This window comes from Sporomusa sp. GT1 (assembly GCF_014634905.1).
Classification (GTDB): Bacteria; Bacillota; Negativicutes; order Sporomusales; family Sporomusaceae; genus Sporomusa; species Sporomusa sphaeroides.
The window spans coordinates 436,846-448,750 of the sequence record NZ_BMBX01000001.1; the positions used below are offsets into that span (position 1 = coordinate 436,846).

General features: G+C 48.4%; 14 protein-coding genes. All 14 read right to left on the minus strand.

Going from position 1 to position 11,905, the window contains the following annotated elements; all coding sequences use genetic code 11:
- Positions 1-47 precede the first annotated feature (47 nt).
- The gene (locus tag GT1_RS02295; protein WP_188397094.1) at positions 48-206 is read right to left on the minus strand and encodes a hypothetical protein; all 159 of its coding nucleotides are present in this window, start codon (positions 204-206) and stop codon (positions 48-50) included.
- A 19-nt stretch (positions 207-225) separates the two neighbouring features.
- Complete coding sequence (locus GT1_RS02300) at positions 226-1,479, minus strand: glutamate-5-semialdehyde dehydrogenase (RefSeq protein ID WP_188397096.1); 1,254 nt, start codon at positions 1,477-1,479, stop codon at positions 226-228.
- Between the two features lie 14 nt (positions 1,480-1,493).
- Complete coding sequence (proB, locus tag GT1_RS02305) at positions 1,494-2,621, minus strand: glutamate 5-kinase (protein ID WP_075754632.1); 1,128 nt, start codon at positions 2,619-2,621, stop codon at positions 1,494-1,496.
- A gap of 21 nt (positions 2,622-2,642) precedes the next feature.
- The gene (gene yhbY / locus GT1_RS02310) at positions 2,643-2,945 is read right to left on the minus strand and encodes a ribosome assembly RNA-binding protein YhbY (protein WP_075756012.1); all 303 of its coding nucleotides are present in this window, start codon (positions 2,943-2,945) and stop codon (positions 2,643-2,645) included.
- 23 nt (positions 2,946-2,968) lie between these two features.
- Positions 2,969-4,240: a GTPase ObgE gene (gene obgE / locus GT1_RS02315; protein ID WP_188397098.1), complete on the minus strand. Its 1,272-nt coding sequence runs from the start codon at positions 4,238-4,240 to the stop codon at positions 2,969-2,971.
- Between the two features lie 156 nt (positions 4,241-4,396).
- Complete coding sequence (locus tag GT1_RS02320) at positions 4,397-4,612, minus strand: Spo0B domain-containing protein (protein ID WP_188397099.1); 216 nt, start codon at positions 4,610-4,612, stop codon at positions 4,397-4,399.
- 180 nt (positions 4,613-4,792) lie between these two features.
- The gene (gene rpmA, locus GT1_RS02325) at positions 4,793-5,086 is read right to left on the minus strand and encodes a 50S ribosomal protein L27 (protein WP_109298216.1); all 294 of its coding nucleotides are present in this window, start codon (positions 5,084-5,086) and stop codon (positions 4,793-4,795) included.
- A 22-nt stretch (positions 5,087-5,108) separates the two neighbouring features.
- Positions 5,109-5,429, minus strand: coding sequence for a ribosomal-processing cysteine protease Prp (locus GT1_RS02330; RefSeq protein WP_188397100.1), 321 nt, complete (start codon positions 5,427-5,429; stop codon positions 5,109-5,111).
- Positions 5,430-5,438: 9 nt separating this feature from the next.
- Positions 5,439-5,750: a 50S ribosomal protein L21 gene (gene rplU / locus GT1_RS02335; RefSeq protein ID WP_075754622.1), complete on the minus strand. Its 312-nt coding sequence runs from the start codon at positions 5,748-5,750 to the stop codon at positions 5,439-5,441.
- A gap of 141 nt (positions 5,751-5,891) precedes the next feature.
- On the minus strand, positions 5,892-7,328 hold the full coding sequence (locus GT1_RS02340; protein WP_188397101.1) for an Rne/Rng family ribonuclease: 1,437 nt from the start codon (positions 7,326-7,328) through the stop codon (positions 5,892-5,894).
- A gap of 27 nt (positions 7,329-7,355) precedes the next feature.
- Complete coding sequence (locus GT1_RS02345; protein ID WP_188397102.1) at positions 7,356-8,066, minus strand: TIGR03936 family radical SAM-associated protein; 711 nt, start codon at positions 8,064-8,066, stop codon at positions 7,356-7,358.
- Positions 8,066-9,925 (minus strand): TIGR03960 family B12-binding radical SAM protein, encoded by a 1,860-nt coding sequence (locus tag GT1_RS02350; protein ID WP_188397103.1) that lies wholly within the window; start codon positions 9,923-9,925, stop codon positions 8,066-8,068. The genes GT1_RS02345 and GT1_RS02350 overlap by 1 nt, the downstream gene beginning before the upstream one ends.
- A gap of 157 nt (positions 9,926-10,082) precedes the next feature.
- Positions 10,083-10,955, minus strand: coding sequence for a site-2 protease family protein (locus GT1_RS02355; protein WP_188397105.1), 873 nt, complete (start codon positions 10,953-10,955; stop codon positions 10,083-10,085).
- 34 nt (positions 10,956-10,989) lie between these two features.
- The gene (locus GT1_RS02360) at positions 10,990-11,724 is read right to left on the minus strand and encodes a M23 family metallopeptidase (protein WP_188397106.1); all 735 of its coding nucleotides are present in this window, start codon (positions 11,722-11,724) and stop codon (positions 10,990-10,992) included.
- Positions 11,725-11,905 lie beyond the last annotated feature (181 nt).

Sequence of the window (11,905 nt, forward strand, 5' to 3'; positions counted from 1 at the left end):
TCGCTCTTACTCTTGCCTGGAGAAGCGTGAGTCTCAGCGCGAGTCAGTCATCGGCTACAGGTTATGATGAACCACACTATGCCAGCTACTGCGGCGATAAGGGCGGCTGCCTGCGCATAATCAACAGCGTCATGCCGTCCCTTTGGCGTACGCAAATAATTCATTACAGCATAATAATAACCTGACAGCTGTTTTAGCTTATTCATCAGTGCCTGCTATGCCAAACTATCGTATTTGCCCATTGCCGTTTACTATATATTTAATGCTGGTCAACTCCGGCAGCCCCATCGGCCCTCTGGCGTGAAGCTTCTGAGTACTTATGCCGATTTCAGCGCCAAACCCAAACTCAAAACCATCAGTAAACCGGGTTGAGGCGTTAACATATACGGCAGCAGCATCGACCTCCTGCTGGAAGCGGTTAGCATTGTCATAGTCGCAGGTGACAATGGCTTCCGAGTGCCGCGTGCTGTATGTTGCAATATGATCCAGCGCCATATCCAAACTGCCGACTACCCGTACTGCCAGAATAAGATCCAGAAATTCGGCCGCCCAGTCTGCTTCTGTCGCTGGCTTAACAGCGGTATGATATGTCATAGTCTGGGTGCAGCCTCTTATTTCAACACCGGCTTGGATATACCGTTCCAGCATGGCAGGCAGGAACTGAGGCGCGATTTTTTCATGAACCAGCAAAGTCTCCATGGCATTACACACGCCCGGTCGCGAAACCTTGGCATTGAAGGCAATGTCCTGAGCCATGGTAAGATCAGCCGCAGCATCGACAAAGGTATGACAGACACCTGTACCTGTTTCAATAACAGGTACCGTGCTGTTTTCAACAACAGTCTTAATCAGCCCGGCCCCGCCTCTGGGGATAATTACATCCAAATATTGATTAAGCTTAAGCATGGCAGTGACAGCCAAACGGTCAGTGGTCTCGATAAGCTGAATGGCTCCTGCCGGTACGCCGGCCGCCTGCGCGGCATTGGCCAGGATGGACGCAATAGCAGTATTCGAATGGATGGCTTCCGAGCCGCCGCGCAAAATAACGGCATTACCGGCTTTTAGGCAAAGTCCGGCAGCATCTACCGTAACATTGGGGCGGGCTTCATAAATAATACCAATAACCCCTAATGGCACCCTCATTTTTGTGACCTTAAGGCCATTAGGCCGCAGCCAGCCGCTGATACTCTCCCCGACAGGGTCTGGCAGTGCCGCAATTTGCCGTAAGCCGTCAGCTATGGCTTTGATTCTGGTTTCATCAAGCATCAGCCGGTCAACGAGGGGTTTAGCCATGCCATTTTCCCTTGCTTGCGCAATATCTTTGGCATTGGCGGCAATAATTACTGCCTGATTGTCTGCCAACGCTGCTGCCATCGCCAAGAGTGCCTGGTTTTTCACCGCAGTAGATAATGTCGCCAGTTTGCGGGCTGCGAGCTTAGCTTTGCCGCCTTTTTCGGTGAGTTCCTTTATGTAATCCATACCTTGTCTCCTCTCTATACCAGTAATACCAGGTTGTCGCGGTGTACAATCTCATCATAGGGTTTAGAGCCAAGTATCTGACTAATTTCATGGGTGTGAACCCCCATGACTTTTTTCACATCATCAGCACCGTAATTGGTAATGCCTCGCGCCAGTTCCCGCCCACAGTCACTTACGATACTGATGGTGTTGCCTAGCTCAAAGTCACCGTCCACGGCTGTTATTCCGGCAGCCAGCAGGCTGGAGCCGCCCTTTAGCAGTGCCTGTTCACACCCTTTATCAACTTTTACCTTGCCGCTCACGCCGGCGCCAAAAGCCAGCCAGCGTTTACGAATTTGCAGGCGATTTTCTTTGGAAATAAAAATCGTGCCTACCCTATGGCCTTGCAGTACCTCACGAACTACACCATCCCGGCCGCCGGAGGCAATCACCATGGTTACCCCGGAATTAACGGCAATTTTCGCTGCCTGTATTTTGGTATACATACCGCCTGTTCCCCGAAGGGTGCCTGGTCCGCCTGCCAACTCTTCAATCGCCGGGGTAATATCCATAATTTCATCAAGCAGAGTGGCCTGTGGGTCTGTCTGAGGATTGGCGGTGTAAACGCCTTCCACATCGGACAAAATGATCAGCAAATCGGCGTCAATAATGCTGGCTACCATGGCGGAAAGTGTGTCATTATCACCAATTTTCAATTCATCAATGGCAACTGCGTCGTTTTCGTTAATAATGGGAATGACGCCCTGGTTCAAGAGCGCCATTAATGTGTTGCGGGAGTTAGTATACCGCTTGCGATTAACAGAGTCGGCGCGTGTTAATAATACCTGGGCAACAATCTGACCGTATTCACCAAACATTTTCTCGTAAATGTGCAGCAAAATTCCCTGCCCAACAGCCGCCGCCGCTTGCTTTTCAGGAATCGTTTTGGGCTTTTCTTTAAGTCCCAGGCGATCCATGCCGGCACCAACTGCACCGGAAGTAACCAGGATAATCTGTTTTCCCTGATTGGCAAGATCAGACAACTCACGTGCCAGTCTCTCTATCCGCAAAAGATTAAGTTTGCCTGTCGTATGAGTTAATGTACTGGTTCCAACCTTAACAACAATACGGTTGGCACTGCTTAAATTCTCTCTGGTAAGCATACTAATACTCCCCTCCACAATTCACGGCAATTCTATTTTTGATTTTTCCTCATTTTTTTTATAAAGTAAGCCGTTGCGGCCAATTACCTGTACTAATTCTGCACCGGTAGCCTTTGCGAGTGCGGCAATAGCAGCTTTCGGTTCTTCCGGGCTGTTTTGCAGCACCCGGACTTTGATAATTTCTCTGGCAGCCAATGCTTGTTCAGCACTTTCCGTAACAGTGTCGATTACGCCACTTTTACCAATCTGCACCACAGGGTCAAGCGTGCTGCCCATCGCCCGTAAAAATCGTTTTTGTTTACCTGTGAGTGTTGTTTCATTCACTTGCACTTGCAAAATATAGCCTCCTATGGTCTAAACTCAAATTCCATATCGCCGATACGAACTGTGTCACCTTCCTGGATTCCTCTTGCCCGGAGTTCTGCATCAATTCCCAGTTTACGCCAAATGGCCTGGAAACGGCGTAAGCCCTCTTCATCACCAAACCGGGTCATGGCCACCAGTTTTTCGATATTGTCACCCCGAACGACAAACGCGCCGTCGTCTTCCCGGGTAATGGAGAATTCGTCCTCAGGTTTGGCTTCATATACTTTGGCCTCTTCTATTTCCTCCGGCTCTTCCACATATGCATCCAGGAGCTGAGAGGCCCGCTGCATAAGAACCTGCAAACCCTCGCCGGTAGCAGCTGAAATAGGATAAATCTCATGCCCGGCAGCCTTCATATAGTCGGCTACCTGCTGATAATTCTCCTGCGCTTCCGGCAAATCCATCTTATTGGCGGCAACAATTTGTGCCCGCTTAAACAGTTTTTCATTATACAGTTTAAGCTCATTATTAATTTTGTGAAAATCCTCTATTGGATCACGGCCTTCTATCCCGGATACATCAAGCACATGGATCAGCACTTTAGTTCGCTCAATATGACGCAAAAAGTCGTGCCCTAACCCCACACCTTCATGCGCGCCCTCGATTAATCCCGGAATATCGGCCAGCACAAAGTTTCGGCCTTCAGCAATGCTGACAACTCCCAATACCGGCGACAAAGTGGTAAAATGGTAGGCCGCAATTTCAGGTTTCGCTGCCGATACCATAGATAAGATACTGGATTTGCCTACACTGGGATAGCCAAGCAAACCAACATCTGCTAATAGCTTGAGTTCAAGCAGCAGTGTTTGTTCTTCACCGGGTTCTCCTAATTCGGCAAAAGTCGGTGCCCTGTTTACACTATTGACAAACCGGGCATTACCGCGTCCACCCCGTCCTCCTTTGGCAACAATAACCATTTGTCCGGGTTCGGTAATATCCCCAAGTATTTGGTTGGTCGCTTCATCTCTGATAATAGTTCCCGGCGGTACTTTAATCAATAAGTCTTCCGCACCGCGGCCGTGCATGTTGCTGGACTGGCCGTTAGCCCCGTTATTGGCTTTGAACTGGCGCTTGTAACGAAAATCAATAAGGGTATTCAGGTTGGCATCCCCAATTAATACTACATTGGCGCCACGGCCGCCATCGCCGCCGCTGGGCCCGCCTCTCGGAACATACTTTTCCCGGCGAAAACTCGACATACCGTTTCCACCGCTACCAGCCTTAACCGTAATTTTGGCTCTATCAATAAACATAGAAATCCCCTTGCATTTTTTATATGTAATATGCGCGTTCGCACCCATTCTTATCCGATAGCCAATCCAGCTAAGACTCCCAGCTTCCGCAAACAAGAATTAAGCATATAAGCTCCGGGAAGTTTAGAGATTCAGCCACAGGCATAAGTATATTTTTTACACAGACTTATTTTGGTAGGCGGCAAGCAGATCGGATATCATATCAGGGTCGTGCGCCAATTTTTCGATATATTGCAGTGCTTTTTCGCCCCGTCCTAATTGTATCATCGCATGGATGACCTGCAGATGATTTAAAAAATCATGCCGCTGAATACGAAGCAGTTTGATCATATCAGCACAGGTAGCTACTTCAGGGCAAGTGGAATTGGTCATACTATCATCCTTCCAATATACTGCGGATGATGTATCTTTCGCTCCCGGCAGCTAAAATACCTGTCGGACTTCGACATTTTCACTGAAAATTAAAGAAAACACGGCTTGTATTGGCACCCAAAACCTATACTTTCTGTTAGGGTAAAAAAAACCTGCGGCCAATTAGGCCGCAGGCGTTTCTTACATCGCTTCTTCAGCTGCAGGATACACACTAACTTGCCGGTCATAACGGCCTTTACGCTCGAAAGCGACTTTGCCGGGAACTTTGGCAAACAAAGTATCATCTTTGCCAATACCGACGTTATTACCGGGATGGAAATGTGTACCACGCTGGCGCACCAGAATGCTGCCTGCGGTTACAGCTTCACCGTCTTGACGCTTCACACCCAGGCGCTTAGCCTCGCTGTCGCGTCCGTTACGTGAGCTGCCAACACCTTTTTTATGAGCAAATAATTGTAAATCAAAAGAATTCAATTTAAATTTTTCCATCTTGCTTTCACCTCCTGTGCTCAATAATACGAACACTTTTAGGATATAGTCTGGCAATTTCGGTTAAGCCAAGCAGCATTGTTGCAAAAATTGCGTCCGTAAGCCTGTCAGGCTGACCAATAAGTTCCATAGTAAGAACATCAGTGTCCTGTACCAGCTCAATATCCCGCCCCAAATGGCGTTCAATTCCCATGATGGAGGATTGGACCAGTGCCGATACTCCGGCACAGACAATATCCTGACCATGTGGCGCAATATTGGCATGACCGCCGACCGTAAATCCGGTAATTGCCTTGTTGTTATCACGAACCAATGTAATGGTAATCATTGTCCGGCCTTATGCTTCAATTTTCGCAATGCGGACTTTAGTGAACGGCTGACGATGACCTTGGCGGCGGCGGTAATTGGACTTGGCTTTATATTTGAAAACCAGAATCTTCTTGCCTTTGCCATGGGCCACTACTTCAGCAGTAACTTTGGCATTAGCAATGAGCGGTTTGCCGATAACGACCTCGCCGTCCTTTACCACAGTCAGAACACGATCAAAATCAACAGTCTGACCTTCGGCAGCTTCGAGTTTCTCAATATTGAGCACATCGCCTTCAGTAACGCGGTATTGTTTACCGCCTGTTTCGATAATAGCGTACATGTTTAGTTTGCACCTCCCCTGTGTTAGGACTCGCCGAATACGGTAAAACGAAACAAAGTTTCGTTTTTTGTAGGAACCTCTCCGTGCGGTGGTGTAGACACTGCCTACATCATCAAATATTATCATACTGGTAATAGTTTGTCAATCTGGTTTCCACAGCAAGGAAAATATCTCCGGATTGAGGTCGGCAACAGGTTCTAGCGTAAGGCTTCTGGCTGTTTCCTCTTCCAGACGCTTGAGCTCACCCTGCTTTGTTAACAAGTCAGCTACCTGGGGATGAACTTGAATTAACAGCCTTCCTCCCGGCCGTGACCGTTTATTTAGCTTTCTTAAATCCCGTTTAATGTCAAGCACTACCGTTTCCGGCGATTTAATGCGGCCTTTTCCCAAACAATACGGACATTGGCTGTAAAGCATGCCGTTAATACTCTGCCTGGCCTTTTTCCGGGTCATCTCAACCAAACCCAGGCTGGTAAAGCCTAACACATTGGATTTGGTACGATCCTTTTTTAATTCCAGTTCAAGTACGGCAAGCACGGCTGCCCGCTGCTCGGCTTTGTCCATATCAATAAAGTCAATGATAATGATGCCGCCAATATCCCGCAGCCTTAGCTGCCTGACGATTTGTGCCGCTGCCTCCAGGTTTGTCTGAAATACCGTTTCCGACAGGTTGGTCTTGCCGACAAATTTGCCGGTGTTAACGTCAATGACAGTAAGTGCTTCGGTATGATCAATGACTAAATAGCCGCCACAGGCTAATTCTACCCGCCGGTTACGCAGGCTGTCCAACTGGGCATCCAGGTTAAAGCGGCTGAATATATCACTCTCCTGGCCGGTTGGTGTATACAAGCGAACACACTCTGCCAGCTCGGGCGATATATGGGTAAGTAAATCAACAACCCGGTTGTAAGCTTCCTGGTTATCAATAACAAACTCGGTAACATCCTCAGTCAGATAGTCCCTGACAATCCGCACAACAAGCTCGGCATCCCGGTAAATGAGCGCCGGAGCATTGCTGCGTTTAGCCCTGGAGCTTAGTATTGACCACATGTTAGCCAAATAAGCCATATCTTTTATTAAGTCTTCTTCACCTTTGCCTATGGCTACCGTTCTGACAATGACTCCCATGCCGGCCGGACGAATTTTCTCGGCAATCTGACGCAGGCGTTCACGTTCGGGTTCTTCTTCAATGCGGCGCGAAATACCGATATAGTCGACGGTAGGCATAAGCACAATATACCGCCCAGGCAGTGTCAGACTAATGGTAGCCCGCGGTCCTTTGTCCCCCATGGCGTCCTTGGCAATCTGCACAAGTACATCCTGGCCGATGGTCAAGTGCTGACAGGCGGCTTGACGACCCGCATCCCCCATATATAAAAAAGCATTTTTATCCCGGCCAATATCCACAAATGCGGCCTGCATACCCGGAAGAACATTTTTTACTTTGCCTTTGTAGATATTGCCGACCAAATGTCCGCTTTCGCTGCGTTCCACCGATACTTCCATCAGCTCACCTGCTTCTAAAAGGGCCACCCTGGTTTCTTCCGGCATCACGCTGGCGATTATACTTTTACTCATACTTTATTCCTCTTACGTTCTCTCTACCTATAATTCCATAGGCGATAGCTGTACCCGGCCATCGCTTACAAACAGCCCGGTGCGATTAATTAAGGCATTGTCTTTATCAGCAGGCAGTCCAAAACCGGCAATCAGCGCGTCAATCACTTCAACCGGCTTGACACTGCCGCCGGGAGTAATCTTTATCGATAAGCCAAGGCTCATGACTTCCTGCTGGCTGTCGGCCACTTTCCTCACGGCAACCGGTGTGGCAAGATATTCTTTAATATCAATTTCACGCCGGCCTTTAGGCGATTGTTTACTATAGATGACTTCAACTTCACTATTAAACTTTGCCAAGCTCGTTTCGACAGTATGCCAGTGCGCTCCTGGCGCCAGGGAAGCAACAACTTCATAGGTTGCCAAATTAACCACTGCCATCAGGGCTTTACTGCGCCCACCCACATATTTAGCGGCTTTCAGAGTAATGCCTGCAGGTAACTGGGGCTTCAGTCTTGCTGTTATCTGGTCAACACTGATTTCTTCAGTCAGTTCAAGCTCCAGATATTCGGCCTCACTGGTTACTCCCACCGCCAAAGCTGAAGCAAAAGCCAGCTTCATATGGGGATTAAAACCTTCCGAGTAGGCGGCCGGCAGCTTAGCCCGCCGAATGGCCCGTTCCATTGTACCGGCCAGGTCCAAGTGGGAAACATAGCGTATTTCATTGCTTTTGGTTATCTGAAGCCGTAATTTAGCCATTATGCCTGCCCCCAATCCACAACGTTAACCTCAAGCTCCTGACAGACGCCACAGGCCATGCAGTTTTCATGACGGCAATCAGGGGTAAACGCAGCATCTTTCGCCGCCTGCCACTCCCGCGCCAGGAAAGACTTGTCCACACCTGCCGATAAGTGTTCCCATGGCAAATATTCCTGCAGCGCCCGTTCCCGGTTGGCATAGAAAACAGGATCAATTCCTTCGGCAGCAAAAGCTTCCATCCACACAGCATAGTTAAAATGTTCAGACCAGCCGTCGAACTTGGCACCATTCTGCCAGGCCCGGAGCAGCACCTTGCCCAGCCTGCGGTCACCGCGGGCAAACACGCCTTCCAAAAAACTGGTGCGGGCATCATGCCAGCTTAGCGAAATACTGCGGTCCTTAATGAGTGAGCGCAGCAGCTTTTGTTTGCGTTCAAGCTCTTCCACCGGGTTTTGGCCAAACCATTCAAACGCAGTGTGCGGTTTGGGGACAAAAGAAGAAACACTGACAGTTACCTTGGCCCCTTTGCGTCCTTTCAGCTGTTTATACAGATCAGCCACCCGCTGAGCTAACGCAGCAATACCTGCGATATCTTCATCCGTCTCGGTCGGCAAGCCAATCATAAAATAGAGTTTAATGGTTGACCACCCGGACTTAAAAGCAGCACTTACCGCTTCTGTCAGGTTTTCCTCGGTAACTCCTTTATTGATAACATCTCTGAGCCGCTGAGTCCCGGCTTCCGGCGCAAATGTCAGTCCGCTTTTTCTCACTTGCTGCACTTGCTTGGCCAAATCAATGGAAAAGCTGTCAATTCTCAGCGAAGGCAGCGACACACTTACTCCCTGCTCTTTAAACCGCTCAATAAGTTCCGTAATTAAATGACTAAGACAGGAATAATCGGCCGAGCTTAATGACACCAGCGAGATTTCGTTATAGCCGGTATTGTCAATCAGCTGCTGCACATGCTTGAATAATGTCTCAAGTTTGCGTTCCCGAACCGGACGATAGATTACTCCTGCCTGGCAAAAACGGCAGCCGCGCGTACACCCCCGGAACAGTTCCAGCATGATGCGATCATGCACAATTTCAATAAAAGGAACAATCGGCTTTGTCGCAAATATTATCTGATCAAGCTCTTGAATAACACGCTTAACAATAACGGCTTTGGCTTCCGGTATAAGCGGCTTAATCGCCTCCACTGCACCGTCAGCCTGATAATCTACCTCGTAAAACCGGGGAACATAGATTCCCTGCAGGCCGGCAAGCCGTTTTAGTATCCCCGTCTTGCCACCAGGCCTGCCGGCCTGTTTCCACTCAGCAATAGCAGCGGCCACCTCGGCTATAACCTCTTCAGCCTCACCAAGTATAAAAAAATCGACAAAATCAGTCATCGGCTCGGCATTAAAAGCACATGGGCCGCCACACACTACCAGCGGTTGACTTTCATCCCGTTCGGCAGCCAAAAGTCTAATACCCGCCAAATCAAGCATATTAAGCACATTACTGTAACTAAGCTCATACTGTAAGGAAAAGCCGATAATATCACATTGGTCAACAGGCCGCTTACTTTCCAAGGTATGTAGCTTGATACCAGCGGTTCTCATTTCCGCTTCCATATCCACCCATGGCGCATACACACGCTCCGCAAACGTATCCGGACGGTTATTTAATACTTCATATAATATTTTAAGCCCAAGATTAGACATGCCCACTTCATACACATCAGGCATAGCCAGCACAAAATTTACAACATATTCATCAGGGGCTTTGCTAACACTGTTCCACTCATGACCAGTGTAACGGGCCGGTTTCATGACCCGGCTCAAAATCCCGGGACTGACAGGATCTAAAGAAGACATAGGTACCTCCAAAGTATATTTCTGCAATAGAATTCAGACAAAAGCCAACGGCCGGCAGCGCGACAGCTATAAAAATTATTATCTATTCTTTGACTGGAAATATCAAGACTTATTTTTTCCATCTTGGCCAGATTTGAAACCTGACAAAAAGATGCGGCTACAAAAACTCTTTTATCCTGGCTCTTATCCCCTTTTTCAGGAGGCCCTCCCACACTTCGGTTTCTGTCAGCGCTCCGCACAATTTGAAATTTTGGTCAACAATATGCACAATATAATATTGCTCTGGGCCAAATAAGGCAATAACCTCACTGATAGCAGCATCCTCAATGGCTGTCAGATGTCTTGTCGGCATAATGCCGCAGGCAATGAGCTCAGCTTTTTTTCTGGCCAGGATACGCATGGTCCGGAATCCGGCCAGCGTGTTTTCCGTCCGGGCAGTAAGCAGCAAAAACCCGGCAGCTACCAGCATAGTCAAATTCACCGTATGATCAAACAAAAAAATCAATCCTGCCAGCACGATCAGCAGACAACTTATGATATGACTCATGGTTACAACAATAGCTGTGGCAGCCCGGTAGTCGCGTCTGCGGGTAAGAACAGCCCGCAAAATTCTGCCGCCGTCAAGCGGTAATGCCGGCAGCAAATTGAAACCGGCCAACATAAGGTGTGTTTCGCCATAAAAATAAATCTCTTCCTGCCAACTGCCTGCCACCCCCGCTGCGGCATAACATAAAGCCGCCAGACCCAGGCTTGCCAGTGGTCCGGCGGCTGCAATCATTATTTCACTTACCGCCCCGGCATCGGCCAGGCGTTCTACGCGCGCCGTAGCGCCAAAAGGCAGCAATTCCACCTGCTTGACTTTATAACCTAAGCCGCCTGCCATCAGCATATGCGCCAATTCATGCAATAAAACGGCACTAACAATTAGCAGCGCTTTATCGGCAAGACCGGCAACAGCAAATACGGCAATCAGCCCCAAAAACCAATTATTTACTATGATTTCAACCCCTGCTATCTTCCCGGCCCGCATATTTCACATCCTTATCTGCCAGTATCGTGCGACACTACTTTATCCTCGACAAAGGATCAATAGCTTTGCCATTTTCCCGCAGTTCAAAGTACAATACGGACACGGCAGCTCCCGTTTTTCCAACCCGTGCCACCACCTGCCCCTGACTGATCTCATCACTTTCTTTGACTAATACATCGGTCAAGTGACCGTAGATTGTCTCGATATTCTGCCCATGGTCAATAATAAGGATCGTGCCAAACTGGACACTGTCGGTAACGATTTTGACTTTGCCGGTAGCCGCTGCACGTACACTTGCTCCTGCCGGCGCAGCAATATCAATGCCTTCGTGGAAGATATCCTGCTTAACCGCAGTATTGCCCTGCCAGCCATACTGCGCTACTATCTGCCCCTCTACCGGTTTAGTCATATAGCGCAAAGGATCGGCAGGACGGGAAATGGTTGTCTGCATTTGTTTCAACACAGGTATCCCGGATATATCGGCGCCATTAGGCCAATGCCGGTTTATATACTCAATGGTTCTGGCTGTATAATAGACAAAATCAGTCTGAGTCGCCAGGACCTGACGAACAATACCTGTGACTTCCTGTCCAACTCTGGTATTTGATGCCTGGGCACCGTAAACCAGCGCAAATATCGCTAACGCTGCTATTATTTTTTTAAGCCAGGTATAGTCAGGTTCTTCTTCATAATAAGATTGCCAGTTTTTTTCCGTATTGCGGGCAGAAAAATTCCAGTGATTTTTTAAACGGTTCCATAGCTTTGTCATCCTAAACCCTCCATAAGTACCGGCTTAAGTGTTCTTATGGAATATATATGCTAAAACTACAGATTTATAACCAGCGGCAAAATTCCCTCTCCAGCAATGGCAGGCCGCTACCACGCCAATCAGCAACAAACCCAAATAAGAAAAACTGCTGGCGCATAAAACTTATACATTTTGTTAGAGC